The 26,195-nt window shown below is 70.7% G+C and carries 26 protein-coding genes; 13 read left to right on the top strand and 13 right to left on the bottom strand.

Annotated features, from left to right (window positions below; genetic code table 11):
- Window positions 1-56 precede the first annotated feature (56 nt).
- Window positions 57-533, top strand: coding sequence for an SRPBCC family protein (locus A6048_RS13400; protein ID WP_107745998.1), 477 nt, complete (start codon window positions 57-59; stop codon window positions 531-533).
- Between the two features lie 87 nt (window positions 534-620).
- On the opposite strand, the gene A6048_RS13395 is transcribed toward A6048_RS13400, so the two are convergent.
- The gene (locus A6048_RS13395) at window positions 621-1,103 is read right to left on the bottom strand and encodes a hypothetical protein (RefSeq protein WP_107746000.1); all 483 of its coding nucleotides are present in this window, start codon (window positions 1,101-1,103) and stop codon (window positions 621-623) included.
- On the bottom strand, window positions 1,100-2,734 hold the full coding sequence (locus A6048_RS13390) for a GMC oxidoreductase (RefSeq protein ID WP_107746002.1): 1,635 nt from the start codon (window positions 2,732-2,734) through the stop codon (window positions 1,100-1,102). The genes A6048_RS13395 and A6048_RS13390 overlap by 4 nt, the downstream gene beginning before the upstream one ends.
- A 217-nt stretch (window positions 2,735-2,951) precedes the next feature.
- On the opposite strand from A6048_RS13390, the gene A6048_RS13385 reads away from it, so the two are divergent.
- From A6048_RS13385 to A6048_RS13365, 5 genes are read left to right on the top strand one after another with little or no spacing between them, the layout of a single operon-like run.
- A complete protein-coding gene (locus tag A6048_RS13385) occupies window positions 2,952-4,064 on the top strand; it encodes an alpha/beta hydrolase (protein WP_107746005.1) in 1,113 nt (370 codons plus the stop codon).
- The gene (locus A6048_RS13380; protein WP_107746007.1) at window positions 4,061-5,443 is read left to right on the top strand and encodes a flavin monoamine oxidase family protein; all 1,383 of its coding nucleotides are present in this window, start codon (window positions 4,061-4,063) and stop codon (window positions 5,441-5,443) included. The genes A6048_RS13385 and A6048_RS13380 overlap by 4 nt, the downstream gene beginning before the upstream one ends.
- Window positions 5,440-5,922, top strand: a complete 483-nt coding sequence (locus A6048_RS13375; protein WP_107746009.1) for an SRPBCC family protein — start codon at window positions 5,440-5,442, stop codon at window positions 5,920-5,922. Before A6048_RS13380 ends, A6048_RS13375 begins: the two co-directional genes overlap by 4 nt.
- Complete coding sequence (locus A6048_RS13370) at window positions 5,919-6,611, top strand: class II aldolase/adducin family protein (protein ID WP_107746011.1); 693 nt, start codon at window positions 5,919-5,921, stop codon at window positions 6,609-6,611. Before A6048_RS13375 ends, A6048_RS13370 begins: the two co-directional genes overlap by 4 nt.
- The gene (locus A6048_RS13365) at window positions 6,608-7,552 is read left to right on the top strand and encodes a carbohydrate kinase family protein (RefSeq protein WP_107746013.1); all 945 of its coding nucleotides are present in this window, start codon (window positions 6,608-6,610) and stop codon (window positions 7,550-7,552) included. The genes A6048_RS13370 and A6048_RS13365 overlap by 4 nt, the downstream gene beginning before the upstream one ends.
- A 189-nt stretch (window positions 7,553-7,741) precedes the next feature.
- Here the strand turns inward: A6048_RS13365 and A6048_RS13360 are convergent, their stop codons facing one another.
- Window positions 7,742-7,966, bottom strand: a complete 225-nt coding sequence (locus tag A6048_RS13360; protein WP_107746015.1) for a hypothetical protein — start codon at window positions 7,964-7,966, stop codon at window positions 7,742-7,744.
- A gap of 119 nt (window positions 7,967-8,085) precedes the next feature.
- Between A6048_RS13360 and A6048_RS13355 the strand changes: the two genes are divergently transcribed.
- Window positions 8,086-9,009 carry an SDR family oxidoreductase gene (locus A6048_RS13355; protein WP_107746017.1) on the top strand — a complete coding sequence of 308 codons (924 nt, stop codon included), beginning with the start codon at window positions 8,086-8,088 and terminating at the stop codon, window positions 9,007-9,009.
- A gap of 153 nt (window positions 9,010-9,162) precedes the next feature.
- Here the strand turns inward: A6048_RS13355 and A6048_RS13350 are convergent, their stop codons facing one another.
- The 4 genes from A6048_RS13350 to A6048_RS13335 form a co-directional block, all read right to left on the bottom strand.
- Window positions 9,163-10,275 (bottom strand): NDMA-dependent alcohol dehydrogenase, encoded by a 1,113-nt coding sequence (locus A6048_RS13350; RefSeq protein WP_107746019.1) that lies wholly within the window; start codon window positions 10,273-10,275, stop codon window positions 9,163-9,165.
- A gap of 196 nt (window positions 10,276-10,471) precedes the next feature.
- On the bottom strand, window positions 10,472-12,001 hold the full coding sequence (locus A6048_RS13345; protein WP_107746021.1) for an aldehyde dehydrogenase family protein: 1,530 nt from the start codon (window positions 11,999-12,001) through the stop codon (window positions 10,472-10,474).
- A gap of 114 nt (window positions 12,002-12,115) precedes the next feature.
- Window positions 12,116-13,876 (bottom strand): helix-turn-helix domain-containing protein, encoded by a 1,761-nt coding sequence (locus A6048_RS13340; RefSeq protein WP_107746023.1) that lies wholly within the window; start codon window positions 13,874-13,876, stop codon window positions 12,116-12,118.
- An 80-nt stretch (window positions 13,877-13,956) separates the two neighbouring features.
- Window positions 13,957-14,871: a helix-turn-helix domain-containing protein gene (locus A6048_RS13335; RefSeq protein WP_244911010.1), complete on the bottom strand. Its 915-nt coding sequence runs from the start codon at window positions 14,869-14,871 to the stop codon at window positions 13,957-13,959.
- Between the two features lie 191 nt (window positions 14,872-15,062).
- Here A6048_RS13335 and cysD point away from each other — a divergent pair, with 191 nt between their 5' ends.
- From cysD to A6048_RS13320, 3 genes are all read left to right on the top strand, one after another.
- On the top strand, window positions 15,063-15,980 hold the full coding sequence (cysD, locus tag A6048_RS13330) for a sulfate adenylyltransferase subunit CysD (RefSeq protein ID WP_107746025.1): 918 nt from the start codon (window positions 15,063-15,065) through the stop codon (window positions 15,978-15,980).
- Between the two features lie 86 nt (window positions 15,981-16,066).
- Window positions 16,067-17,911, top strand: coding sequence for an adenylyl-sulfate kinase (gene cysC, locus A6048_RS13325; RefSeq protein ID WP_107746634.1), 1,845 nt, complete (start codon window positions 16,067-16,069; stop codon window positions 17,909-17,911).
- A 4-nt stretch (window positions 17,912-17,915) separates the two neighbouring features.
- A complete protein-coding gene (locus A6048_RS13320; RefSeq protein WP_107746027.1) occupies window positions 17,916-18,833 on the top strand; it encodes a sulfite exporter TauE/SafE family protein in 918 nt (305 codons plus the stop codon).
- 122 nt (window positions 18,834-18,955) lie between these two features.
- On the opposite strand, the gene A6048_RS13315 is transcribed toward A6048_RS13320, so the two are convergent.
- The gene (locus A6048_RS13315; protein ID WP_107746029.1) at window positions 18,956-19,846 is read right to left on the bottom strand and encodes a sulfite exporter TauE/SafE family protein; all 891 of its coding nucleotides are present in this window, start codon (window positions 19,844-19,846) and stop codon (window positions 18,956-18,958) included.
- A 325-nt stretch (window positions 19,847-20,171) separates the two neighbouring features.
- Window positions 20,172-20,654, bottom strand: a complete 483-nt coding sequence (locus tag A6048_RS13310) for an RrF2 family transcriptional regulator (protein WP_107746031.1) — start codon at window positions 20,652-20,654, stop codon at window positions 20,172-20,174.
- A 458-nt stretch (window positions 20,655-21,112) separates the two neighbouring features.
- On the opposite strand from A6048_RS13310, the gene A6048_RS13305 reads away from it, so the two are divergent.
- A complete protein-coding gene (locus A6048_RS13305; protein WP_107746033.1) occupies window positions 21,113-21,928 on the top strand; it encodes a 3'(2'),5'-bisphosphate nucleotidase CysQ in 816 nt (271 codons plus the stop codon).
- Window positions 21,925-22,818 carry a hypothetical protein gene (locus A6048_RS13300; RefSeq protein ID WP_146166330.1) on the top strand — a complete coding sequence of 298 codons (894 nt, stop codon included), beginning with the start codon at window positions 21,925-21,927 and terminating at the stop codon, window positions 22,816-22,818. The genes A6048_RS13305 and A6048_RS13300 overlap by 4 nt, the downstream gene beginning before the upstream one ends.
- Before the next feature lie 48 nt (window positions 22,819-22,866).
- Here A6048_RS13300 and A6048_RS13295 read toward each other — a convergent pair whose 3' ends face one another.
- Window positions 22,867-23,262, bottom strand: a complete 396-nt coding sequence (locus A6048_RS13295) for a hypothetical protein (RefSeq protein WP_107746037.1) — start codon at window positions 23,260-23,262, stop codon at window positions 22,867-22,869.
- Between the two features lie 167 nt (window positions 23,263-23,429).
- Here A6048_RS13295 and A6048_RS13290 point away from each other — a divergent pair, with 167 nt between their 5' ends.
- Window positions 23,430-24,506: a YihY/virulence factor BrkB family protein gene (locus A6048_RS13290; RefSeq protein WP_107746039.1), complete on the top strand. Its 1,077-nt coding sequence runs from the start codon at window positions 23,430-23,432 to the stop codon at window positions 24,504-24,506.
- A gap of 76 nt (window positions 24,507-24,582) precedes the next feature.
- On the opposite strand, the gene A6048_RS13285 is transcribed toward A6048_RS13290, so the two are convergent.
- The 3 genes from A6048_RS13285 to A6048_RS13275 are packed head-to-tail and all read right to left on the bottom strand — an operon-like array spanning window position 24,583 to window position 26,187.
- Window positions 24,583-25,194, bottom strand: a complete 612-nt coding sequence (locus tag A6048_RS13285; protein WP_107746041.1) for a TetR/AcrR family transcriptional regulator — start codon at window positions 25,192-25,194, stop codon at window positions 24,583-24,585.
- 10 nt (window positions 25,195-25,204) lie between these two features.
- Window positions 25,205-25,426, bottom strand: a complete 222-nt coding sequence (locus tag A6048_RS13280; protein ID WP_107746043.1) for a Clp protease/crotonase-like domain-containing protein — start codon at window positions 25,424-25,426, stop codon at window positions 25,205-25,207.
- Entirely contained in the window at window positions 25,423-26,187 is a 765-nt protein-coding gene (locus tag A6048_RS13275) for an SDR family NAD(P)-dependent oxidoreductase (protein ID WP_107746045.1), read from the bottom strand. The genes A6048_RS13280 and A6048_RS13275 overlap by 4 nt, the downstream gene beginning before the upstream one ends.
- Between the last annotated feature and the right edge of the window lie 8 nt (window positions 26,188-26,195).

The raw sequence follows: 26,195 nt of genomic DNA, 5'->3' as shown, positions 1-26,195 counted from the left end.
GCCGTCATACTCGACCTGTCACCGTCCCGGACAACCCTCGAAAGGACCCATCACCCATGGCCACCATCACCACCGTCGACCGCGGACCCCGCGTCGTCGCCCGGAGCGTCACCGTGAACGCCCCCGCCGATGAGCTGTTCGCGCTCGTCAACGATCCCCGCAAGCACGGCCTCGTCGACGGATCGGGAACAGTCCGCGACAACGTCAAGGGCCCGTCCGCTCTGTCGAAGGGCGCCAAGTTCACCACCAAGATGCGGATGTACGGCGTCCCGTACCGCATCACCTCGACGGTGACCGACCACGTCGACACCGCGGAGCGCAAGGTGGTGGAGTGGCAGCATCCGGCGGGCCACCGCTGGCGCTGGGAGTTCACCCCGATCACGGCCGACACCACCGAGGTCACCGAGAGCTTCGACCCCCGGCCCTCGAAGATCGGCAAGGTCTTCGAGAAGATCGGTGTGGCCGACCAGAACGCCGCCGGGATCACCGAGACGCTCTCCGGGCTGGCCGCGAAGTACGAGCGCCCGGCGTAGCGGACGAGTGCCCGGCGCAACGGATGAGCCCCCCGGGGCGGTCCTGCTTCCGCGCCACGGCGTCCCGAGAGGCTGTTCCGCCCCGGCCTATCGGCGCGTGAGGAGCAGCGGCGCCGCGGCGGCCTTGGACCACGGCCCGCCGACGAACGTCAGCCCCAGCAGGCGGCGCTCGTCGAGCGCGCGGAACTCGTCGCGCACCCAGCGCCACGGGACGGGCCCGTCGGAGCCGTACGAGCACACGACCGCCGGCCGCCCGTCCAGCCACGAGGGTTCCAGCGTCACCCGCATCGGCAGGGTCTCGCGCACGGCGTCGCGGCCGTTGTCGAGCAGATTGACCGCGGTGCCTCCGGCGGCGAAGCGCTTGCCCCGCCACCCGGGCATCCCGCCCATCGCGATGGCGCGCGGCGCGATCACCTTGAGCGGTGCGGGGCCGACAAACGTGACGAGGTAGTCGCCGGGCTCGGGCAGGGTCGCGGCCGGCGTCGCCTGCGTGAACAGGCTCCGCAGCGTTCCGAGTGAGCTCGGGAGGGGCGCGGTGGGAGAGGGTTCAGCGGGAGGGGGCTGGGTCATGGGGCTCCGATCGTCCGGGCGGGCCCGGGTAAGGGCGCGGATGAGGACGGGGCCGCTGCGCCGCGGACGCGGTAGCGGGCGGCGAACCGCTCGGCCATCGCGGTGATCGTCAGGCTCGGGTTGACGCCGACGTTCGCCGGGATGGCCGAACCGTCCACCACGTACAGGCCGGGATGGCCGAAGACCCGGTGGTCGGTGTCGATCACACCGTCCGCCGCCGACTCGCCCATCGATGCGCCACCGAGCACGTGCGCGGTGATCGACTTGCCGCCCACGCTCTCCAACAGCAGGTTGAGCGGCCGCCCACCCACCGACTCCGCGAACCGCCGCGCGACCTCGTTGGCCTGCGGCAGATAGCTGGGGGCCGGGGCGCCGTCCGTGGCCCGCGATCTGAGCACTCGACGCCACGGGCGCACCGGCGAGCGGCCGAACACCAACCGGATCTCGTTCTCCACGTTCTGCATCACCGTGAACACACTCAGTCGCTCGATGAAGTTGCGGGCGGCCATCACCCGCAGTTGCTGCCACGGCGCTCGCGCGAGCCGTGCCAGTGCAGCCCGCCGACGCCGGGCCGGGTCCTCGCCGTCGACGAGTGGGCCCAGCTGGAACCGCATGTGCCACCCACCGACGTAGCGGTTCTGCGTCACGTGGGTCGTGGCGTCCGGGTAGAACTCGCTGGAGATGGTGGGGCCGCGCGTGAGATCGGCGTGGGGGTCGTCGGCCAGGACCGCGGTGATGGCCTCGGAGTTGGTGCGCACGCGCTCGCCGAGCCGCGGCGAGACGCGCCGGAGAAGGCCCTGTTCGCCGGAACGGAAGAGCAACTCGACCGTGCCCAGGACGCCGGCGGCCAGGACGACCTCGGTGGCGCGGAACCGCTCGCCGCCGGCGGCGCGCACCTCGTAACCGCCGCCGGGTAGTTCCGCGATGGTGTCCGCGCGCGTATCGGGACGGATGCGGGCGCCGCGCTTCTCGGCCAGCCACAGGTAGTTGAGGTCCAGGGTGTTCTTGCTGCCGTAGGGACAGCCGACCAGGCACGCGCCGCAGAGGCGACAGCCGGTGCGGTCGGGCCCCTCGCCGTCGAAGAACGGGTCCCGCACCGAGACCCCCTCCTCGCCGAACCAGATGGCCATGGGCGTGGGACCGTACGTCTCTCCTGCGCCCATCGAGTGGGCGGTGGCCTCGAGGTGCCGGTCCATCTCGCCGACGTGGCGGGTGGTTTCGCGGCCGAGCATTCGCGAGGCGGTCCCGTAGTGCTCGGCCAGCTCGGCGCGCCAACCGGCCGCGGACGCGGGCCAGGCGATGTCGGTGAAGAACTCGTCCTTCGGCTCGAGCAGTACCCCGGCCCAGACGATGCTGCCGCCGCCCACTCCCGCACCGCCGATGATGCCGACGTGCCGGAGCACCCGCTGCCAGAAGAAGCCGCGCAGGCCCAGCCCGGGCATCCAGAGGTACCTGCGCGGGTCCGTGCGGGCGGCCAGGAGGTCGTCGGGGGAATGACAACGACCTTGTTCGAGCACCAGGACGGATCGCCCCTGCTCGGCCAGGCGGAGAGCGCTGACAGCGCCACCGAACCCGCTGCCGATCACGATCACATCGGCGGCGTCCGCGTGCCCCCGTGGGCCTTGACTCATGGCGCCGAGTCTAGGACGGGCGTCCAGTTTCGGGGTCGGATCGACTGGTTCGGTCCCGGGTGTGCCGGAGTCGCCGCGTGGTCACAGGGCGATCCGGTCGCGTGCGGAGGTGGCCCGCGAGGGAGGGCGGCGAATCCACGGAAAGTACTGGACGTACGTCCAAGTTCGACATACGGTAGTCGCACCTTCAGTTCGGACTCCCAGAATCGATACGCTGATGAACCCTCCCCACAGACCTCTCGGTGAACGCGCGCTCCGCCACGTCATCCGCCTCATCGGCGCGGCTCCCGCCCCGATCCAGCGACTGATCGCCGGCCCGCCCGTACGGATCGACGGACAGCAGCTCAACCTGGAGGCCCAGGTCGGCACGAGACTGCTGAACCTGGGTGTGTCAGAGACCTTCGAACAGCTGCCGCTGGACCGGGGGCGGGAACAGATCGCGGGTGAGGCCTTCGTCTTTGGTCACGAGACCCCCGTCGAGACCGTCCGTTCCCTCACCATCCCGGGACCGGACGGCCCGATCCCGGCGCGCCTGTACCGGCCCGCGGGGATCGAGGGTCCGAGCGCCGCTCTGGTGTACCTGCACGGTGGCGGCTGGGTCCTGGGGAACCTCGACTCGGGAGACGCCGTGTCCCGTTTCCTCGCCGCGCACACCCCGTTGACCGTCATCTCCATCGACTACCGGCTGGCGCCCGAGCACCCGTTCCCGGCGGGACTCGAGGACGCTCTCGCGGCGTTCGGGCACATCGTCGACCACGCCGAGGACTACGACCTCGATCCGCGGGCGATCGCGATCGGCGGCGAGAGCGCCGGCGGCAACCTGGCGGCGGTGCTCTCACTGCACCGGGCCCCCGGATGGACCCCGCCGGCCCTGCAGGTGCTGTTCAACCCGGTCACGGACCTGTCGACCAAACACCGGTCGTACGAGTTGTTCGGGGAAGGGTTGTTCCTCACCGAGGCGCAGATGGATTGGTACAAGTCCCACTACCTCGCCGATCCCGACCAGGCCCTGGACCCGCGCGTCTCGCCGCTGCTCGCCGGCGACGTCGGTCACGCACCCCCGGCCTACGTCGTGGTGGCCGGATTCGACGTGCTCCGCGACGAGGGCGAACGGTACGCGGCCAGATTGGCCGAGGCGGGCGTCGACGTCACCCTGCGTCGCCACAGCGGCCACGTGCACGGTCTGATCAACGCGACCGGAGTGGGTCACGCCGCCCGGGATGCACTCCTCGAGGCGGTGGGCGTCCTCCACACCCGGCTGGTCGCCCGGACCGCCTCCGCCTCCGCCACCGCCACCGCCTCGCGCCGGACCCCGAGCGACGGCCAGTGAGCCCCGGGGCCGACGTCATCGTGGTCGGTGCGGGACTGGCCGGGCTGGTCGCCGCGCGCCGGCTCGTCGAGGCGGGTCGCTCGGTCCGGGTGCTCGAGGCGCGGGACCGCGTCGGCGGACGCACACTCAACCACGTTCTCGACGACGGGCAGGTGGTCGAGGCGGGAGGACAGTTCGTCGGGCCCACCCAGGACCATGTGCTGGGACTGGCGGACGAACTCGGTGTGGCGACCTTCCCCGCGAACTCGCACGGCGACACGGTGTACGTCCACGGCTCGCGTAGTCGGCGGTTCCGCGGCGACATCCCGCCGGACCGTCTGGCACTACCCGACATCGCCCTGGCCACCGCGCGCCTGGCCCGTGCGAGCGGCGAGGTCGCGGTGGCCGCCCCGTGGGAGCACCCCGACGCGGACCGGCTGGATGCGCAGAGCCTCGCGACCTGGCTGCGGCGCGGCTCGGTCGGTGCCGGCGGAGTCGAGTTGATCGACACCCTCCTCGGTTCGGCCTTCGGGGCGCCGGCGTCGGAGGCCTCGGCGCTGTTCGGCCTGGCGTACGTCGCGGGTGCGGGTGACGAGACGTTCCCGGGTGCACTGGACCGCATGATCGGGGTGACGGGCGGGGCCCAGGAATCCCGTGTCGTCGGCGGTTCCCAACTGATCTCCCAACGCATGGCCGAGACGCTCGGCGACGCGGTCACCCTCGGCGCCCCCGTCCGGCGGATCGAGCACCACGCCACCGGGGTCACCGTCACCACCGAGGCGGGATCCTGGGACGCGGACCAGGTGATCGTGACCGCGCCACCCCACCTGGCGGCCGAGATCGAGTGGAGCCCGCTGTTGCCCGCCCACCAGGACGCGCTGTTCCGGAGGATGACGTTCGGCACGCTCATGAAGTGTGAGGCGATCTACGAGCGCCCGTTCTGGCGGGAGGACGGACTCTCCGGCCAGGGCGTCTTCCGCGGCGGCAGTTCCCCGGTGTGTTCGATGTTCGACAACACTCCGCCGAGCGGCGCACCCGGGATCCTCATGGGCTTCGTCGGGGGCGCGGGGTGGCGCACGTGGGCGCCACGGTCCGCGCGTGAGCGCGGTGGAGCCGTCCTGCGGAGCTTCGCCCGGGTGGTCGGGCCCGCGGCGCTGGCGCCTGCCGGCTACTTCGAGAAGGACTGGACCGCGGAGCGCTGGACCCGGGGTGGCCCGTCCGCGGTCCTGGGCCCCGGCGTCCTGACGTCGCTCGGGCGCTGGCGCGACCGCCCGTTCGGCCGCGTGCACTGGGCCGGAGCCGAACACTCCGACTACTGGAACGGCTACATGGACGGAGCGGTCCGTTCCGGGGAGACCGCCGCCCGAGCAGTGATCGCACAATCAGGAGGACCCTCGTGACACGTCTGACCGTTTCCGTACAGCAACGACTCTCGGCCCCGATCGAGGACATCTGGGCCGTCATCGACGACACCTCCCGCTATGCCGAGTGGGTCGACGGGGCTCTCGAGGTCACGGCCCACCACGGCGCCGCGACCGTGGGCGGGACCTACTCCGAGCGCAACCGGACCGTCGGGCCGCTCACGACGCGATCCGAGTGGACGGTCAGGACGATCGAACCTCGATCACTCCGGGTCGATTCCGGGACCGGATTCGCGCCGCTGCACGACATGGTCAACACCTTCCGCTTCGAACCGATCGCGGACGAGGCGACACTGATGACCTACCGGGTCGACTGCCGGGTCGGAGCCGGACCGCTCGGCCGCCTCATCGCGCCGGTTCTCCGGAAGTCGTTGTCCGCCCAGTTCCGCAGCTCCATGTCCACGCTCGAGGACGTCGTGCACGCCGAGCGCGGTATCGACCAGGCCGGTGGGGAATGACGACGACGGAGTCGGCACGGGAACCTGAGCAGTCGTCCCGTGCCCGCGAGCACGTCGCGGCCACCGCCAGGCGACTGGCCGCCGAGGGGCTGCTCATCGGCACCGCGGGCAACGTCTCGGCACGGCTCGACGACGGGCGGATCGCCGTGACCGTCACCGGAGTGGTCCTGGCCGACTGCCGCGCCGAGGACGTCACCGTGGTCAGCGCGACCGGCGAGCACGTGGACGGCCGACTCGCGCCGACCTCCGAGCTCGGGCTGCACCTGGGTATCTACTCCAGCACGCAGGCGGGCGCCGTCGTCCACACCCACGCCCCGTTCTCCACCGCCGTCTCCTGCGTCTCCGGGATGGACTCGTTGCCCGTGCTGCACTACCAGCAACTCCTGCTGGGCGGCGAGATCCGGGTGGCGCCCTATGCGACCTTCGGGACCCCCGAGCTCGCCGACCTCGTCGTGGCCGGCCTGCGCGACCGGCAGGCGGTCCTGATGGCCAACCACGGCTCCGTGGCGGTGGGGTCCTCCCTCGCCAAGGCCCTCGACAACGCGCTGCTGCTGGAGTGGCTGGCGGCCCTGTACGTCCGCGCGAGTGGGGTGGGCGCGCCGCGACCCCTCACCGAGGCGCAGCAACACGACGCCGTGGCCCAGGCGATCACCCTCGAATACGGAACCACCAAGGAGAACCCTCGATGACCGACATCTCATCCATGACCATCGCGACGGTCGGCGTGCACGTCCTCGACGTCCACGCGATCGGTATCGACTCCATCCCGGAGGGCTCCGCCGGGGCCCTCGTGGACACCATCGCCTTCTCGCCGGCCGGGACCGCGGGCGGCACCGCCGTGGTGCTCAGCCGCCTCGGGGCCGGGGTCCGCAGCATCGGTGCGGTCGGCGCCGACTCCATCGGACGAACCCTCACGACCCTGCTGAGCGGGGAGGGGGTGGACACCGGTCGACTGGTGACCAAGGCGGACGCACAGACGTCCGCCTCGGTGATCCCCGTTCGCCCCAACGGGGACCGGCCGGCATGGCACTGCATCGGCGCGAACGGCGTGTTCACCCTCGACGACATCGACGACGGTGCCCTCGACGGGCTCACGCATCTGCACCTGGGCGGGCCCGAGTTCCTGGGCGGCCCGGCGGCGGGGGAGTTGCTCGCCCGCGCCCGGGCGAAGGGCGTCACCACGTCGGTCGACATCCTGGCCGACGGCGACCCGGGCATGCTCGAGTGGATAGCGGACGCTCTGCCGCACGTGGACTACCTGCTGCCCAACGATGACCAGGTCCGCGGCTTCACCGGGGTCGACTCACTGGCCGAGGGAGCCCGCGCACTGATCGACCTGGGTGTCTCGTGCGTGGCGCTCACCGCCGGCGCGGACGGTGCCCTCGTCGTCACTGCGGACGAGGCACTGTCTGTGCCCGCGTTCTCGATCGACGTCGTCGACACGACCGGCTGCGGGGACTCGTTCACCGCCGGCTTCCTGGTGGGGCGCCACCTCGGCCACGACCTGCGGGGGTCCGCCGTCCTCGGCTGCGCCGTGGCGGCCCAGGTGGCCCAGGGACTCGGGACCACCGCCGGGAGCTACGACCTCGACTCGGTGGTCGAGTTCGCACGGTCGGCCCCGACCGGCTGATCACGAGGGCTGGCCGCGAGGGCTCGCTTCGACGGTCTGGCTACGAGGGCTCGCTAGGACGGTTTGGCTACGACGGTCTGGTTGCGACTGTTAGTTCACGACCGCGACGGGCCGACTCCCCCCGCTTCGACGCGGTGGGGAGCCGTCCCGTCAGGCTCGGCTACGTGGCCTGAGCAGTGTCGAGTCAGGTCAGGCGACGCCCGTGCCCTCGTCGGCCGCGGGGGAGGTGTTGGTGCCGCCGTCGTTGACCTCGAAGCGCGTCCACTCACCGTCCATGTCGACCTCCATGGCGTAACCGAGCGTGTCCTCGGGGACCTCGACCGTCTTGAACCAGTCGTAGGCCTTGGTGTCGTCGGCGAACTCCTTCTCCTCGATGACGTTCTGCTCGGGGTCGATCACGCGGTAACGGGGCATGCCCACTCCTTCGGTTCGGGTGTTGTGTGTCGTGTCCGCAGTCTGGGGGATCGAGCGCTCACTCGCATCCGGTCGCGGGGGGCGTACGGTCGGGAGTCCAGACGACCAGGGAGGCATCCGTGACCACCGATCCGACAGTTCAGTCCTCTGACCAGCCAGAGCGCGACACGCTCGTCGACCCGACGACCAAGTACGAGATCGAGGTGCCGGTCCAGCAGCAGCCGGTGCCGGGGTTGGCCTCCGAGATGGACCCGCCCGCCGACCACGGCGAGGACACCTACGTGGGCCACGGCCGGCTGACCGGACGGCGCGCACTGATCACCGGGGGGGACTCCGGGATCGGCCGCGCCGTGGCCATCGCCTACGCGCGGGAGGGCGCCGACGTGGCGATCGGCTACCTGCCCTCGGAGCAGTCTGATGCCGAGGATGTCGCCGCGCTCGTGCGCGAAGCCGGCCGGAACTGCGTCCTGCTGCCCGGGGACGTCGGCGACGAGGCCGTCGCGCGCGGGATCGTCCGCGACGCGGTCGCCGGACTCGGCGGACTGGACGTGCTGGTGCTCAACGCGGCCCGGCAGACCTTCGTCGAGCACCTGGAGGACCTGTCCTCCGAGCAGTGGGCCGAGACGATGAACGTCAACATCTCGGCGCCGTTCTGGATGATGCAGGAGGCGCTCGGTGACCTGCGGCCCGGGTCGAGTGTGATCTTCACGTCCTCGGTACAGGCGTACACCCCGTCGCCGGGGCTCGTGGACTACGCGACCTCGCGCGCGGCCGTCAACACCATGTCCAAGTCGCTCGCGCAGCAGCTCGCGCCGCGGGGCATCCGCGTCAACGCCGTGGCGCCCGGGCCGTTCTGGACGGCGCTACAGGTGAGCGGCGGGCAGAAGCCCGAGAAGCTGCCGACCTTCGGTCACAAGAACCCGCTGGGTCGGCCCGGGCAGCCGGTCGAGATGGCGGGCGCGTACGTCTACCTGGCCTCCGAGGAGTCCTCGTACACCACCGGAAACACGCTGTCGGTGACCGGCGGCGCGCCCACGCCCTAGCCGAGTACCCCTAGGGGCCGCGCGACCCCGACCGCGCTCGGCGCAACGACAAGAGCGTTCCGAACACCCGTCTCTCGGACGATGTGTTCGGAACGCTCTTGTCGTTGGGCTGCGGGGCCGCGGGGCCGCGGGGCCGCGGCCGCGGGGGCCGGGTCAGGCGTCGTGGATGATCACGCCGCGCATGATCTTGCCGTCCTGCAGATCCCGGTAGCCCTCGTTGACCTGGTCGAGCGTGTAGGTCGTGGTGATGAGCTCGTCCAGCTTGAGCTTGCCCTCGTCGTACAGCCGCAGGAGCTTGACGATGTCGTACTGCGGGTTGGCCGAGCCGAACAGGGTGCCCGTGATGGTCTTGCCGAACAGGGCCATGACGGTGCCGCTGACCTGGACGGTCTTGTCGGTCATGTTGCCCAGGCCGGTGATCACCACGGTGCCGCCCTTGCCGATCACGTCGAAGGCGCTGGAGACGACCTGCTCGTCGACGGTGCCCACCAGGATGAGTGCCTGGTCCGCCATCTGGCCCCAGGTCAGCTTCTCCACCTCGGCGTGGGCCTCGGCGGCGTCGGCGAAGGCGTGGGTGGCACCGAACTTCAGCGCCTCGTCGCGCTTGAACTGGACGGGGTCCACCACCACCACGTGGCGGGCACCCGAGTGGACGGCGCCCTGGACGGCGTTGATGCCGAGTCCGCCGATGCCGTAGATCACCACGGTGTCGCCCTGGCGGACGTTGCCCGCGTAGGTGGCGGTGCCCCAGCCGGAGGGCACACCGCAGCCCACCAGGACGGCCTTGTCCAACGGCAGCCAGTCGTCGACCTTGACCACCGAGTGCTGTGAGATCACCGAACGCTCGGAGAAGGTCCCGAGCATGCACATGGCGCCGAAGTCCTTGCCGCCCGAGTGGAAGCGGAAGGTCCCGTCGGGCATGTGGCCCTCGAGGATCGTCGCGCCCATGTCACAGAGGTTCTGCCGCCCGGTCGAGCAGTACCGGCAGGTGCCGCAGTTGGGGATGAAGGAGCACACCACGTGGTCGCCGGGCTTGACCTTGGTGACGCCCACGCCCACGGCCTCGATGACGCCGGCTCCCTCGTGCCCGCCGACGATCGGGAAGCGCGGGGGGAGCGAGCCGTCGGACAGGTGCAGATCGGAGTGACACAGCCCCGCGGCCGTGTACTTGATCAGGACCTCGCCCGGGCCGGGATCGTCCAGGTCGAGCTCGATGATCTCGAACGGCTTGTGGAGGTCGAACAGTACTGCTGCCTTGGTCTTCACGGCGGTGTTCCTTTCGGGGAGCGGTTGATCGGAATGCGATCAATCGGAAGTGGAGAGGGGAGTGATGAGCGGAATGCGAGAGGGGGCAGGGGGTGCGGGACGTCAGGAGCTGTCAGAAGGGATGGTCAGGGGAGTCGCCGGCGTCCCCGGAGGGGTCACGGGGACGCCGGGTCCCGGTTCTCGCCAGCCCGATCACTCAGAGCTGGATGTTGACCGACCTGGTCTGGGTGTAGAGGTCCAGCGCACCCTGGCCCAGTTCGCGGCCCCAACCGGACTGCTTGAACCCGCCGAACGGCATGGCGGTGTCGAAGCCGTTGTACTGGTTGACCCACACCGAGCCGGCGTGCAGGCGACTGGCCACCTTGTGGGCCTTGGAGATGTCCTGCGTCCAGACTCCGGCGGCCAGGCCGTAGATCGAGTCGTTGGCCTGCCGGACCGCGTCGTCGACGTCGGTGAACCGCAGGGCCGAGACGACGGGGCCGAAGATCTCGTCCGTCACCACCCGGTGATCGGGCTCGACGTCCACGAACACGGTCGGTTGGACGAAGTAACCGGTGTCACCGTGTCGGCCGCCGCCGGTCAGGGCCCGACCGCCGTCCTCGATACCGGCGCGCAGGTAGTAGGAGACCTTGTCGAACTGGTCCTGATCGACCAGCGGGCCCAGCTCGGTGGCGGGGTCCAGACCGTGTCCGATGGTGGCCTGGGCGGCGGCGTCGGCGACGGCCTGCGTGAACTTCTCGTAGATGGAGTCCTCGACGTACAGGCGGGTGCCGGCGGTGCAGGCCTGGCCGTGGTTGAACATCCACGCGGCCACGGACCCGGCCACGGCGGCGTCGAAGTCGCAGTCGGCAAAGACGATGTTGGCGCTCTTGCCGCCCAGCTCCAGGGAGACCTTCTTGAGGTTGCCCTTGGCGGCGTCGACGATCAGCTTGCCCACCTCGGTGGAGCCGGTGAAGGCCACCTTGTCCACGTCGTCGTGGGCGGAGATGGCGGCGCCGGCGTCGCCGAAGCCGGTCACGATGTTGACCACGCCGTCGGGCACACCTGCCTCGGCGATGACCTCGCCCAGCAGCAGCGCGGTCAGCGGCGTCTGCTCGGCCGGCTTGAGGACCAGCGTGTTGCCGGTGGCCAGGGCGGGTGCGAGCTTCCACGCCGCCATGAGCAGGGGGAAGTTCCACGGGATGATCTGACCGCACACGCCCACCGGGACGCGCTGGGTGTAGGCGTGGAACTGCTTGTCACCGGCGAACGGCATCGACACGTTGACCGTGGAGCCCTCGATCTTGGTGGACCAGCCGGCGTAGTAGCGGAACACGTCGGCCGCCCACGCCACGTCCACGGCGGTGGCGATCGCGACGGACTTGCCGTTGTCCAGGGCCTCGATCTGCCCGAACAGCTCGGCCTTGGCGTCCAGCAGGTCGCCGATGCGCCACAGGATCTGCTCGCGCTGATTGGGCTTCATGGTGGCCCAGGCACCGTCGTCGAAGGCGCGACGGGCGGCTGCCACGGCCCGGTTGATGTCCTCGGGTCCGCCGTGCGCGACCTGTGTGATCTCGGCGCCGGTGGCGGGGTCGAAGGTGCCGAAGGTGCGGCCGTCCGCGGCGTCGACCCACTGCCCGTCGATGAAGAGCTGGTGCGGGCGACCGAGGAAGTCGCGGGCCGCGGCGCCGAGACGCTCGTCGACCTGGGTGGTGGCGCCGGTGTCCCGGGAGAGTGTGCCGGTCATTGTTTCCTCCAAAATCCCGACCGGCTCGATGTGAGGCCGGTCACAACCCATCATGGGGTCGTGGGCGGGCAGTGGAGTGTTCAGTTTCTGGACATCTTTCGGGACAGTCCGATTTCAGGACAGTCCGAATTCCCTCATGCGGGCGTAGAGGGTCGTCCGGCTGATGCCCAGCCGCTTGGCGGCGCGGGACCGGACGCCGTCGCAGTCCGCCAGCGCGGCCACGATCGCGTCGTACTCGCCGCGCGCGAGTTCGCCGGCGCGCGGCGCCCGGGCGGAGCGGGCGCGGGAAGGCAGTGAGTTGACGTCCAGGGTGGCCGAACCCCGCCTGGCGGCCTCGGCGAGGCATTCGCCCAGGACCGACCGCAGCGAGACCAGTCCGTTGGGCATGTCCAGCGCGCAGACGGCGTCCGCGAACCGCGCCGTCACCGATGCCGTCCCGAGTCCTCGCTCGGTGGCCAGCTCCGCGACCATCCGGCGCACGATCTCCCCACTCTCGGCGCCGCGATCATGCAGCGGCCGCAGGACCGTCCGCGCCCCGCACGCGTCGAGCGCCTCGGCCACCGCCGGGCGGGGGTCCTCGCGACTGGTGACGACGACGAGGCCGGCCTCCGCGGACCCGAGGCGCGCTGCCAGTCGGCGCAGGTCGGCGTCGTCGAGGAGGTCGATGTCGTCCAGGACCAGCGGCCTGCCCTGGGTGCCGAGCTCGTGCAGGGCAGGGACCACGAGCTCGCGCCACGCCGCCTCGGCGCTGTCGGCCTCCGCGAGCCGGACGTGCAGGGCGTCCGGGCCGGCGATCCCCGTCGCCGTCGTCGATCGTCCCGACCCCGACGGACCCACCACGGCGCGTGCCCGCGCGGTGACCCCGACTCCACTCGCGCCGGGCCCCGGACCCGTGGGGCTCGCCGGGGTCGTGGTGCCCGGGAGGGACGTGCCGGCCGTGGAGCTCGAGGACCCGGAGCCTGACGTGGTCGTGGAGCCCGAGATCGCGGAGCCCGGGGTGGACGTGGAGCGCGGGACGGGCGTGGTCGGGGGGTCCTGATCCGGGAACGTCAGGTCGAGCAGGTGGCCGCGACGGCCGACCCGGCTCGACAGCACCCCGACCGTGCCCACCGACAGTTCCACGACGTCGCCCACCTCGTCCTGCTCGACCAGCCGCCGGAGCCTGGCGATGTCCCGGGAGGCCAACCGTTCCAGGCTCGAGTGCGAGGCCAGCACCACCTCGTCGCCGAACGCACAGGTCGCGGTGTCGGAACTGCGGGTGCGTTCGACGAAGCGGTGCCAGAGCTCGCGATCGTCGGCGCGGGCGGTGTCAACGTAGCGGGCCTCGATGTCCGCGACGATCTTCCGCACGAACGGGGCGAACATGCGGGAGGCGTCGGCGCTCATTCCCGTCAGGTCCACCGCCCCGACCAGGCGGCGCGTGAGCGGGTCGACGATCGGGTGTCCGTAACAGGCGAAGTCCCGCAGGACCTCCGCGAAGTGCTGCTCGCCGTGGATGAACACCCCGGCGCGGGTCTCGAGTGCCGTGCCGATGCCGTTGTTGCCCACCGCGTCCTCGGTGAGGGTGGCGCCGTCGTCGACCCCCCGCCGCAGGAGCATCCGGGAGATCCGGGCGTTGTCCCGCACCGAGCGGATGACCCGGCCCTCGCGGTCCGCGAGCAGGAGCATCGCGCCGGTGTCCTTGAGGACCTCGTCCAGGTCGTCCATCACCGGACGGGCGGCCTCGGCGAGCCGGTGCGAGCGGGACGCGAGCGGGTCGGGGGCCCCGGGGCGTGCGCTCTTCGGGGTGAGTCCGCACGAGGCGGATCGGCGCCAGGACAGGTCCAGTTGGTCCTCGCCGGTCGCGAGGGAGGAGGGGTGGACGGTCTGGGTCAAGGGGCACCTCCGGCCGGGTGAGGGGTGTGACCTACACCATACGCAAGCGGCTCCGGGTGCGATGCCCGGGCGTCGGCCCGTCAGCGGGCGCGGGCGGCGTGGGCCGGGTGCACCAGGTGCGCGGGGAGTGCTGCCGCACGGGCGGGTCGCGGATGGGCGGCGAGGCGGGCGGAGACCTCGTCCGCGCAGCCGCTCACCGCCTCGACGGCCCGCGCGACGGCCCGCCCGGTCATGCGCCGACCGGGGGTCACGGCCACCGATCCGACCGCCCGGCCGTCGGCGCGCAGCACGGGGGCGGCCACCGAGGTCACCGCGAGGTCGGTGGCGGAGGCGAGTTCGGCGTCGGTCACGTCGATCTCGGACAGTTCCACGAACAGCTCGGAGACGCGGTCGCGCACGAGGGCGCCCACACCCGAGGACTCCAGGGAATCGGCCATCCGCAGCAGCTCGCGTCGCGCCGGGGTGAGCCGCTCGATGGACCAGCCCCGTCGGGCGATCTGTGGCATCACCGACTCCAGCCGCTCCCGTGCCGCCCCGGTGAGCCCGCCGGAGTCCGACAGCCACCGCCGCTGATCGATCAGCGGCAGCCTGGCGACGAGCTCGCGGGCGAAGGGCGCTCGCACGGGGACGACGTGGCCGACGGAGATGTCCGGGCGCGAGGCGGTGCGCATGCCGGCCCCGACCACGTCGACGACCTCGCTCATGCCGTCGCGGGTCTCGAAGACCACGGCGGCGATGCCCGTGGCGTCGACGAGCCGCTCCAGTGGCTGCCTGGCGGCCCGGGCCAGGTCGACCTCCGCGGACAGCGACGCGCCCACCGCGCGCATCCGGGGTCCCGCGCGCCAGCCACCGTCGAGCTTCTCGGCCCAGTGCTCGTCCTGCATCTCGGCGAGCACGGCGTGCAGTGTGGAGCGGCTGGCCCCGGTGGTCCGGGCGATCTCGGTGAGGGGCAGCGGGGGTCCGTCGACCGACAGCGCCTCGATCACGGAGAGCACGCGATGAGTGGGTTCGTGTCGCACATCCGACACCCTATGTCGACATACGGACGAACTGCCCGGAATTGCCCTCACGGAGATGTAAATCAGACCCGCCTGGGCGCACGATGGTGCGGAACCAGACCGCAGACAGACCTGTCTGCGGTCTGCTGGCCGGTCACCCCGGACCAGCCCACGACATTGGAGGTCGCATGACGACGAGGACGGCGGTGACGCTCTCGCACCTCGACGCACTCGAGGCCGAGTCCGTCCACATCTTCCGCGAGGTAGCCGCGCAGTTCGAACGCCCGGGGATGCTCTTCTCCGGCGGCAAGGACTCCGTGGTGATGTTCCACCTGGCCCGGAAGGCGTTCTGGCCCGCGCCCATGCCGTTCCCGCTCATGCACGTCGACACCGGGCACAACTTCGACGAGGTCATCGAGTACCGCGACAAGGTGGTCGACGAGACCGGGGTCCAGCTGCTCGTGTCGTACGTGCAGGACGACATCGACGCCGGCCGCGTGGTCGAGGAGACCGGGGTCGGCACCAGCCGCAACCGCCTCCAGACCGCCGCCCTGCTGCGCGGCATCCAGGAGAACCGTTTCGACGCCGTCTTCGGCGGCGCCCGCCGCGACGAGGAGAAGGCCCGCGCCAAGGAGCGGGTGTTCTCCTTCCGTGACGCGTTCGGCGCCTGGGACCCGCGCGCGCAGCGCCCCGAGCTGTGGAAGCTCTACAACGGCAACCACCGCAAGGGCGAGCACATCCGGGTGTTCCCGCTGTCCAACTGGACCGAGCTGGACATCTGGCAGTACATCGAGCGCGAGGACATCGACCTTCCGCCCATCTACTACGCGCACCAGCGCGAGGTGATCGAGCGCGACGGCATGCTCCTGGCCAAGACCCGCTTCCTCGAGACCCTCCCGGGCGAGGAGGCGCGCACCGAGCTGGTCCGTTTCCGCACCGTCGGCGACGCCACCTGCACCGGCTGCGTGGAGTCCGACGCCGCCGACAACGCCGCCGTCGTGGCCGAGGTCGCGGGCACCCGCGTCACCGAGCGCGGCGCCACCCGTGCCGACGACCGGATCTCCGAGGCCGGCATGGAAGACCGCAAGAAGGAAGGCTACTTCTGATGAGCTCCGCCACCACGGCGTCGTCCGCCCCCAGCGCGTCGACTCTCACCACCGCATCGACGCTCACCCCGGAGCAGTTGAGCACCATGTCCGAACACGCCCAGTTGCTGCGCATCGCCACCGCGGGTTCGGTCGACGACGGCAAGTCGACCCTCATCGGGCGCCTGCTCTACGACTCCAAGGGGATCTTCGAGGATCAGCTCGCCTCGATCGAGGCCACCTCGGCCAAGCGCGGCGACGAGTACACCGACCTCGCGCTGCTCACCGACGGTCTGCGCTCCGAGCGCGAGCAGGGCATCACGATCGACGTGGCCTACCGCTACTTCTCGAGCCCGCGCCGCAAGTTCATCATCGCCGACACCCCGGGCCACGTGCAGTACACGCGCAACATGGTCACGGGCGCCTCGACGGCCGACGTGGCGATCATCCTGGTCGACGCCCGCAAGGGGGTGCTGGAGCAGACGCGCCGGCACGCGTTCCTGTCAGCGCTGCTGGGCATCCCGCGCCTGGTCGTGGCCGTCAACAAGATGGACCTGGTCGACTACGACGAGGCCACCTACGAGGCCATCCGCTCCGAGTTCACGGACTTCGCCGCCAAGCTCGAGGTCCACGACGTGACGTTCGTGCCGCTGTCGGCGCTCAAGGGCGACAACGTGGTCGATCGCACCGACTCCATGCCCTGGTACACGGGCCCGGCCCTGCTGGACCATCTCGAGAACGTGCACATCGCCTCGGACCGCAACCTGACCGACGTCCGGTTCCCGGTGCAGTACGTGATCCGCCCCCAGCGCGCCGACGGACTGGACCACCGGTCCTTCGCCGGCACCGTCGCCGGGGGAATCATGAAGGTCGACGACGAGGTGGTGGTCATGCCGTCCGGTCGGCAGTCCACCATCAAGGCCATCTGGGGCCCGGGCGGCGCGGAGCTGGACGAGGCGGCGGCGCCGGCCGCGGTGACCATAGCGCTCAACGACGAGATCGACATCGTCCGCGGCGAGATGATCGCCCGCCCCGGCAACCGCCCGCACCAGGGCACCGAGCTGGAGGCCATGGTCTGCTGGTTCGCCGACGACTCCGCGCTCACGCCCAACAAGCGATACGTCGTCAAGCACACCACCCGCGACACCAAGGCGATCGTCACGGGGCTGGAGTACCGGCTCGACATCAACTCCCTGCACCGCGACCCCGACTCCACCGAGCTGGGGCTCAACGAGATCGGCCGCATCGGCCTGCGCACGCAGACGCCGCTGATGTACGACCCGTACCGCCGTAACCGCGACACGGGCGCGTTCATCCTCGTGGACGAGCTCACCGGCAACACCGTGGGCGCGGGCATGATCATCGGGCCCGCCACCACCGGTTCCAACGTGGTCTGGCACGCCGGCGCCGTCCAGCGCGGTGACCGCGGGCAGGGCCGCACGCTGTGGCTCACCGGCCTGTCGGGCTCGGGCAAGTCCACGGTCGCCTCCGAGGTGGAGCGGCTCCTCATCGAGTCCGGGCACCCCGCCTACATCCTCGACGGCGACAACCTGCGGCACGGCCTCAACGCCGACCTCGGGTTCTCGGCCGAGGACCGGGCGGAGAACATCCGCCGTACCGCGGAGGTGGCGGCGCTGTTCGCCGATGCCGGCGTCGTCGTCATCTGTTCCCTCATCTCCCCGATGCGCGCCGACCGCGACAAGGCGCGCAGCGTCCACGTCGCGGCCGACCTGCCCTTCACCGAGGTGTTCGTGGACACCCCGCTGGCCGAGTGCGAGGCGCGCGACCCCAAGGGTCTGTACGCCAAGGCTCGGGCCGGTGAGATCCCCGAGTTCACCGGCGTCTCCGCGCCGTACGAGCCGCCGCTGACCCCCGATCTGCACATCCGTCCCGAGGACGGCACCGCGGAAGAGGTAGCGCAGCGGATCGTCAGCTCCATCCTGGGGATCTGAGCTGGTGCCGGAGGCGCTCTGGACCTTCGACTCGCTGGGGTTGCTGGTCGTCAGTGCCGTGATCGGCGTGGTCATAGGCCTGACGGGGATGGGCGGCGGGGCGTTGATGACGCCCGCGCTCATCCTCGTGGGGATCCCGCCCACCGCCGCCGTGGCCAACGACCTCGTGGTCAACGCGGTCAACAAGGTCATCGGCGCCGGCGTGCACTGGAAGCACGGGAAACCCAACCTCAGGATCGCGTTCTGGCTGATCCTGGGTTCGGTGCCGACGGCGTACCTGGGCGCGTGGCTCGTGCACGCCGTGGGAGCCGACGACGTGCAGGGCTTGTTGAAGAAGGCCATCGGCGCCACGCTCATCGTGGCGTCCTCGGCCTACTTCCTGCGCGCGTTCTTCGAGATGGCAGGCAAGATACGCACGGGCAACGACCCGAACCCGCCGGTCAAACCGTTGATCACCCTGCTGGTCGGCGTGATCGGCGGGCTGATGGTGGGCATCACCTCGGTGGGCTCCGGCACGGTCATCATGATGTGCATCATGCTGCTGTACCCGACCCTGGCCGCGCTGCGCCTGGTGGGCACCGACCTCGTGCAGGCGGTCCCGCTGGTGATCGCGGCGGCGATCGGGCACGTGATGGTGACCGGCGTCGACTGGAACCTGCTGGTGCCGTTGTTGATCGGCGGTGCGATCGGCACGTTCTTCGGCTCCAAGTTCGCCGGGCGGGTCCCGCAGGGTCTGATCCGGCGGGGCATCACGATCGTGCTGGCCGTGACCGCGTCCGCGATGCTCGGCGCCCCGCCGGCGCTGATAGGCGCGATCGCCCTGGTGCTGGTGACGGTGGGGCCGCTCGTGTGGCGGGTGTTGGTACGCAGGTACTCGGTGCACCTCGACGCGCCGGCCGAGCAGGACCGGGCCCGCGCCTGACCCGCACCCGGCCCGGAGGATCCGCTACTCCGCCGTCCGATTCGCTACCGCTATGCGGGTAGCCGATCCGGCGGCGGAGTAGCGGATTGTGGTGGTGTGCGGGGATCTCGCCGGGCTCCTGTTCAGGAGGCCGGGACGAGCACCGGGTCGGGAGTCCGCTCACGACGGACGGCGCGGACGGCGTGGACCACAAGCACGATCCACACCAGGAACAGCGTCCCGAGCACCGGCGCGATCACCAGTGTGGAGGCGCCGGTGGAATTCAGCAGGGTGAACGTGTTGGTGATGATGATGAGGCCGCCGGCGGCCGTCCCCAGGACCCGCGGCGACAGGTGGCGCACCATCCAGGCGGCGAACGGCGCGGCTATGACGCCGCCGATCAACAGCGCGGCCGCGAAGGCCCAGTTGATGCCGGCGGCACCGAGGCCGAAGAGGAAGCCGATCGAGGCGCTCACCGACACCACGAACTCCGAGGCGCTGACGGAGCCGACGACCTTGCGGGGCTCCACCCGACCCGACGAGAGCAGGGTGGTCGTTCCCACCGGGCCCCATCCGCCGCCGCCGAACGCGTCGAGGGTGCCGCCGGCGAAGCCGAGCGGGACGAGGAAGCGCGCCGAGACCTTGCCGGAGAACTGGGGTCGCGTGCCGCCGAGTCGCAGGAAGCGGTACAGCACGTAGAACCCGAGGGCGAGCAGGAGCGAGGCGACGATGGGCTTGGCAGCCGCGCTGGACAGCCGGGTCAGGGCCGTCGCGCCGATGAACGCGCCCACCGCGCCCGGGCCCGCGAGGATCGCCACGATGCGCCAGTCCACGTTTCCGAACTTGTGGTGGGAGATCCCCGAGGCGAGCGTGGTGCCGATCTGGGCGAAGTGCACGGCTGCGGACGCGGCGGCGGGGGCGATCCCGGCGGCCACGAGGATCGTCGTCGAGGTGACGCCGTATCCCATGCCGAGCGAGCCGTCGACCAGCTGGGCGAGTAGTCCGGCAAAGCCGAGGACGATCAGGGTGGGCACGAGGGATCCTCCGGCGTTGATCGATGAGACTGTCCGGCTCGGAGTTGCCTGGTGCACCGGGGAGTGCGGACCTCAGACCTTTAGGGCATTAAACCGAGCGGTTCACTAGACATTAAAACCCGGGCGCGGCGTGGGCACGATCGCGGGGAAACAGCACTCGGCTTCGGGCGCAGCCCGGCAGGTCGGGTACAGGTCGGGGCGCTGGGGTAGCGGGGCGGCGGGGCACTGGGGCAACAGAGCGGCGGGGCACCGGGGCAATAGAGCACCGGGGCACCGGGGCGCCGGGGTAACGGGGCGGCGGGCTGGTGGGCCCCGGGTCAACGGCTCAACGGGGTTCCCAGGCGTCGTCGTCGAGGGTGAGGGCGTGGACGTCGTCGGGCAGCCGGCCCTCGGCCAGGTCGGAGATCGACACCGCGTCCATGACCCGCCGGAGGGAGGCCCTCGAGGCGATCCACACGTGCTGGAGGATCGAGGCCCGCTCGTTGTAGTCGACCGCCTCTGGGCGCACGTCATAGACGCTGACCAGCGGACCGTCGACCGCGCGCAGGACGTCCGCGACGCTGATGGTCCCCGCGTCCTGGGCGAGCGTCCAGCCTCCGGTCTTGCCCCGTCGGCTGGCCACGATTCCGGCCCGCCGCAGGTCCGACAGGATCGACTGGAGGAACCCGTGCGGGATGTCCTGCAGTCGCCCCAGTTCCTCGGCACTGATCGGGTTCTCCCGGGGGCCGTCGCCGCCGTGATCACGCTGCGCAGCCGCGAGTTCGACGAGCGCCCGCAGCGCGTAGTCCGATTTGGCGGTGACCCTCATGGGGACAGTCTCCCAGAGGGGCCGCGGAACCGGGTGGGGGAGTCGCGCCGGAGCCCGTGGCCGTGCCGTGTCCGTCCGGGGTGCCGGGGGCGACTGTCGGGGAGGGGTCGATTCGTCGACCGTCAACATGAGAGTTTTGTGACACAATGGGCCTATTCGCGCCGGCTCGGGGCCGGCGCCCTGCTCTGGGGAGCGAGATGGACGAGGTCGGCGAGCGGGCATGTTATGTCCAGGAAGGCACTGACGGCGCTACCTGGGGGTGCCATCGCTGCGGGGCGACGAGCGGAGTGCTGCCCTCGCGCGGTGCGGCGCGGGTCGCGGCTGACGCCCACCGCTGTCCGGACGAGCCGGCCCGCGTGGTCCGGGAGTACGGGCACGGTCGTCGGCGGGGCCTTCGCCTGCGCCGACGATAGGCGTCTGCCGCTCGTTCTCGCGTCAGGCCTCCTAGTGTGGAGGGCATGACAGCTTCCCTGCGCTCCTCTGATCAACAGCTCGCCGTCGACCTGGCCGCCGATGCCGGGCGCCTGCTGGTGGAGCTGCGGTCGTCGGGTCCCACGAAGCGCGCACTGGGCGATCTCGGTGACCGACGCGCCAATTCGCTGTTGTTGGAGCGGCTCGCCGCCGAGCGCCCCGGCGACTCGGTGCTCTCGGAGGAGTCCAGCGATGATCTCGCCCGAGTCGACGCCGACCGGGTGTGGATCATCGACCCCGTCGACGGCACCCGCGAGTACGGTCTCGGCGATCGTCCGGACTGGGCGGTCCACGTGGCGTTGTGGGAGCGATCGGGGGATCCGGCGCGGTCGCGGCTCACGGCCGCCGCGGTGTCACTTCCGGCGCTCGGGGTGGTGTTGGGGACCGACGACGACGAGGTCTACGCCGCCCCCGTGGGCAACGGCAGCGTGGACGGGGGCGGCCTTCTCGAGCCACGTTCGGGCTCGCGACCGAGGATCGTCCTCTCGGCGTCCCGTCCGCCGGCGTTCGCGGAGGCGGTCGCCGAGGCCGTGGGCGGGGATATGGTGCCGTTGGGTTCGGCCGGTGCCAAAGTGGCCGCCGTGGTGCGCGGGGAGGCCGACGCCTACATCCACGCCGGCGGTCAGTACCAGTGGGACTCGGCTGCCCCGGCCGGGGTGGCCCTGGCCCGGGGGTTCGTCGCGGTGCGCGTGGACGGCTCCCCGTTGGAGTACAACGTGGCCGAGACCTACCTACCTGATCTGGTTGTCTGTCGCGCCGACCTGGCCGGGGCGATACTGGAGGCGATAGCCTCCACTGGGTGATGACCCACAACCCTTCTGCCGGAGCCGAAGTCGCGCCGGAAGTGTGGCGGCTCGAGCATCCTGTTCATGGAATGCTCGAGGTCGCGGTGGGTGGACCCGGTGCCCTGCGGGCCGTCGACGACGGCTACCCGCGTCCGAAGGGGGACCGCAGCTCGAGGACGACCCCTGAGGTGGCGGAGGAGGGGTCGCGCGAACTCGCGGAGGCGGACGCTGCCGGACCGGACCGGGTGGCCAACCCGGGCTACGTGCTGCTGCGCGAGGGTGAGGTCGTGGGCAGGGCCCACCAGATCGGCGATCACCGTGTCGCCATCGACGCGGACCCACCCGGACCCGGGAAGTTCACCACCGGACTCAAGGCGTTCTCCGGTCCGCGCGTGCAGATGCGCAGCAGCGCGTTCGCCACCGCCGTCCGCCAGGTGACTTTCCGTGACGGACGCGACGTCGTCCACTTTGACCCGCCGCCGGGCTCCGCCGCCGAGGCGAGACTGGAGGCGATCGCCGCGTCGCCGTGGAAGCGGGTGGCGTACCCGGTCGCGGCCGGTCTCGGGAGATCCGGCTGGGCGATCGCCGTGATAATCCTCCTGCCGCTGATCGGTAGGCTCCTCGATCCGGTTCTCGAGTGGATCTTCGATCGCCTCCCGGAAGTCGACATCCCGTGGCCGAACGTGTCTTTCCCGCAGATCCCCTGGCCGGACATCTCGCTGCCGTCGATCTCTCTGCCCGCGGTCTCTCTCCCGGCCTGGGTCGAGTTCCTCGTCGAGTACTCCAAGGTGTGGGTCCCACTGGTGATCGGCGTGGCCTTCGCCGTCGTGGCGGTCCGGCATTCCCGGCGGTCGCGGACCATCAAGGAGTCCTGGCAGTCAGAGCAGTCAGAGCAGTCGGAGCAGTGACCCGGCCCCGTGGATGTGGGACCGGGCCACTCGGACCGGGCTCGCGGGCTACTTGCTGGTGACCAGGGCGCCGGCGATGGCCGCCATGAACGCGTCCTTGGCCAGGCTCATGCCCTCCTGGGTGGGACGGATGCCGTCGGACTCGGTCATCGAGGGGTTGCGGAAGTACATGGCCAGCAGGCCGGCGGAGAATGTCCCCAGAGCGGCCCCCGCGAGGCGCGGCGAGACCACGGGGGTCAGCAGGGCCGCGCCGATGCCGATCTCCGAGTAGGCGACGAACTTGCCGAACGTGTCCGGCTCCATCTTGGCGACCTGCGGGACGCCGGTCGCCGCGAAGCCCTGTAGGCCCTGGGCGGCCTCGGTGGGCAGGTTGCGCTTGGACAGTCCCGAGTTGAGGACGAAGGCGCCGGTGACTCCGCGGAGGATGGCGTTGGACAGGCTCATGGTGTGCTCTCTGTAGGTGGTCGGGGTCGCGATTGCTGCGACACTGGTCAAGTGACACTTTGGTGATGTGACACCTACGAGGGTAACGCACATGATGCCTGATCCCGCCCCGGGGAGATCGACCCCACAGGATGCGCGCACGTCCCACCGATGGGACAGTCACCTACATGAGCACGAGTAGCAGCCGCGACATCACCGACAAGCCGGACCCGGACACCGACCCGGATGCCGGGAAGCCCGAGTCACCGACCTCGCTGAAGTCCGGAACCTGGAAGATCGGCCTCACGCGTGCCGCCGCCGAGTTCTCCAAGGACAAATGCACGGACCTGGCCGCCGCGTTGACGTACTTCGCGGTGCTCTCGATCTTCCCGGCGCTGCTGGCGGTGGTGTCCCTGCTCGGCGTGTTCGGTCAGGGCCAGGAGACCGTCAACGCCGTGATGGAGCTGTTCGAGGGTGCTGCCCCGGAGGAGACACTCGCGGCTCTGCGGGGGCCCATCGACTCGTTGGTCAACACCCCGGCCGCCGGACTCGCCCTCATCACAGGTCTGCTGGGCGCGCTGTGGACGGCGTCCGGCTACGTGGGCGCCTTCGGAAGGGCCATGAACCGCATCTACGAGGTCGAGGAGGGGCGCCCCTTCTGGAAGCTCAAGCCCGCCATGATCGTGCTGACCGCGGTCCTTCTGCTCCTGGTCTGCCTGGCCGGGCTCATGCTGGTCGTCAGCGGCCCGATCGCCGCCTGGGTGGGGGACCTCGTGGGCCTCGGCGAGACCGCCGTGACCGTGTGGGGCATCGCCAAGTGGCCGGTGCTGGTCCTCGTCGTCGTCGTGATCCTGGCCGTGCTCTACGGGTTCTCGCCCAACATCAAGCAACCCAGGTTCCGGTGGATCTCCGTGGGTGCGATCGTGGCGCTGCTGGTCTGGGCGGTCGCCACGGCCGCGTTCGTGTTCTACGTGTCGAACTTCGGCAGTTACAACGCCACCTACGGTTCGCTGGCCGGCGTCATCATGTTCCTGCTCTGGCTGTGGATCACCAACAACGCGTTGCTGTTCGGGGCCGAGGTCGACGCCGAGATGGAGCGGGCCCGCGAACTCCAGGCCGGGATGCACGCCGAGGAGACCATCCAGCTCCCGCCCCGTGACACCACCGCCAGCGACAAGGCCGAGGAGAAGCGGCAGAAGACCATCGACGACGCCGCCGACGTCCGCCGCGAGGCCCAGGCGGAGCAGGCCCGCAACCCCGACTGAGCCCGGGACGCTTACAGTCGGGACCTCCGCCTCGGCCAGGCGCGGAGGCGGATGCCGACGGGTTGACGAACTGGGTTCAGGAGCTGGGTTCAGATGCCGGTGGGGCGACGTCGCGGTGGTAGACCACACGCAGTGCGAGTTCCTGGTACCGGTGCACGATCTCCTCGACCGTGAGATCGCCGGCCGGTTCGTACCAATGGGCTATCGCGTTGCACATGCCGAGGATCGACCGGTAGGAATCCTCCGGGAACGGGGTGCGGAACTCTCCACTGTCGACACCGTCTGCGAGCGCCTGCCGCAGTGGCTCGCTGGACTGACGCTGCCGTTCGCGATAGGCGGAGAGAAACTCTGGTTCCAGGTTCCGGGTTTCCGTCTGGACCAGTTGGGACTGCTCCTGCTCGAGGGTGCGGAACCGCACCAGTGAGGCGACGTACCCCAGCAGTCGGCCGGTGGGGGTCGGGTCCTTGGCCTCGAACTCCTCGACCACGCGGCGCTCGAAGGAGTCCATCCCCGAGTTGAGCATCGCCGCCAGCAGCTCCTGCTTGCTGGCGTAGTGGTAGTACATCGCGGACAGGCTCACCCCTGTCTTCTGGGCGATCGACCGGATCGAGGCGCCCCCGTAGCCGTGTTCCACGAACTCCCGGCGGGCGACCGCCAGGAGGTCGCGTTGCACCGTGCCACTGGTCATCGTGGTCCTCTCAGGTCGCCGTCCACCGGGGAGCCCGCTTCTGCGTGAACGCGAGCACACCTTCGCGGGCGTCGATCGACGACCGGACCGGCGGGAAGATATCCCTCATCTTCCCGAATTCCACCTCCGAGGTCCACTCGCGGGACCCGGTCATGATCGACTTCGACGCCCGATCGGCGAGCACAGCGTTGCCGGAGACCGCGGTGGCCGGCGCGACGGCCGCGCAGCTCATCTGGGCGCCATCCGGATCGCGCCGTCGATCCGGATGGTCTCACCGTTGATCATGGCGTTGTCCACCACGTGCAGGGCGAGCTTGGCGTACTCGTCGGGTCGGCCGAGACGCGAGGGGTGCGGGATCTGCGCGGCCAGGCCATCGACGAGCTCGGCGGGATGGCGGTCGAAGATCGGGGTCTCGAAGATACCGGGGGCGATCGTGTTGACACGGATCTGGCGGCGAGCGAGGTCGCGGGCGGCGACGATGGTCATCCCGACGATGCCGGCTTTGGACGCCGAGTAGGGCATCTGCCCGATCTGGCCCTCCCAGGCGGCCACGGAGGCGGTCATCACGACCACGCCGCGCTCACCGTCGACGGGGTCGTTCTGGGCCATCTCGGCCGCGGCGATCCGCAGGACGTTGAACGAGCCCAGGAGGTTCACCCGCACGACCAGCTCGAAGTCCTCCAGCGAGCCCGGTTCGCCCTCGCGGTCCACCACCCGGACGGTCCGGCCGATGCCCGCACAGTGCACGACCGCACGCAGGGGAGCGCGGTCCGCCGCAGCCCGGACAGCCGAGCTGACCTGCTCGGGCTCCGCGACGTCGGCGGGGGCGAAGGTGACGAGGTCACCGAACTCCTCGGCCACCTGCTGTCCGCCCGAGGAGGGCAGGTCCACCAGGACGGTGGGGACGCCGGCGTCGACGAACCGGGCCACGGTGGCCCGGCCCAGCCCGGAGGCGCCGCCGGTCACGAGTGCGCTCGCCTGGGTCAGTTCCATTGGTCGTG

Source organism: Dietzia psychralcaliphila, from assembly GCF_003096095.1.
GTDB lineage: Bacteria > Actinomycetota > Actinomycetes > Mycobacteriales > Mycobacteriaceae > Dietzia > Dietzia psychralcaliphila.
Note: the sequence above shows the minus strand (reverse complement) of the source record. Positions and strands in the feature narration are given on the sequence as shown.

Coding starts and splice junctions, on each gene's coding strand:
- A6048_RS13400 (WP_107745998.1), top strand. CDS start 57: ATGGCCACCATCACCACCGTCGACCGCGGACCCCGCGTCGTCGCCCGG.
- A6048_RS13395 (WP_107746000.1), bottom strand. CDS start 1,103: ATGACCCAGCCCCCTCCCGCTGAACCCTCTCCCACCGCGCCCCTCCCG.
- A6048_RS13390 (WP_107746002.1), bottom strand. CDS start 2,734: ATGAGTCAAGGCCCACGGGGGCACGCGGACGCCGCCGATGTGATCGTG.
- A6048_RS13385 (WP_107746005.1), top strand. CDS start 2,952: ATGAACCCTCCCCACAGACCTCTCGGTGAACGCGCGCTCCGCCACGTC.
- A6048_RS13370 (WP_107746011.1), top strand. CDS start 5,919: ATGACGACGACGGAGTCGGCACGGGAACCTGAGCAGTCGTCCCGTGCC.
- A6048_RS13365 (WP_107746013.1), top strand. CDS start 6,608: ATGACCGACATCTCATCCATGACCATCGCGACGGTCGGCGTGCACGTC.
- A6048_RS13360 (WP_107746015.1), bottom strand. CDS start 7,966: ATGCCCCGTTACCGCGTGATCGACCCCGAGCAGAACGTCATCGAGGAG.
- A6048_RS13345 (WP_107746021.1), bottom strand. CDS start 12,001: ATGACCGGCACACTCTCCCGGGACACCGGCGCCACCACCCAGGTCGAC.
- cysD (WP_107746025.1), top strand. CDS start 15,063: ATGACGACGAGGACGGCGGTGACGCTCTCGCACCTCGACGCACTCGAG.
- cysC (WP_107746634.1), top strand. CDS start 16,067: ATGTCCGAACACGCCCAGTTGCTGCGCATCGCCACCGCGGGTTCGGTC.
- A6048_RS13310 (WP_107746031.1), bottom strand. CDS start 20,654: ATGAGGGTCACCGCCAAATCGGACTACGCGCTGCGGGCGCTCGTCGAA.
- A6048_RS13305 (WP_107746033.1), top strand. CDS start 21,113: ATGACAGCTTCCCTGCGCTCCTCTGATCAACAGCTCGCCGTCGACCTG.
- A6048_RS13295 (WP_107746037.1), bottom strand. CDS start 23,262: ATGAGCCTGTCCAACGCCATCCTCCGCGGAGTCACCGGCGCCTTCGTC.
- A6048_RS13290 (WP_107746039.1), top strand. CDS start 23,430: ATGAGCACGAGTAGCAGCCGCGACATCACCGACAAGCCGGACCCGGAC.
- A6048_RS13285 (WP_107746041.1), bottom strand. CDS start 25,194: ATGACCAGTGGCACGGTGCAACGCGACCTCCTGGCGGTCGCCCGCCGG.
- A6048_RS13280 (WP_107746043.1), bottom strand. CDS start 25,426: ATGAGCTGCGCGGCCGTCGCGCCGGCCACCGCGGTCTCCGGCAACGCT.
- A6048_RS13275 (WP_107746045.1), bottom strand. CDS start 26,187: ATGGAACTGACCCAGGCGAGCGCACTCGTGACCGGCGGCGCCTCCGGG.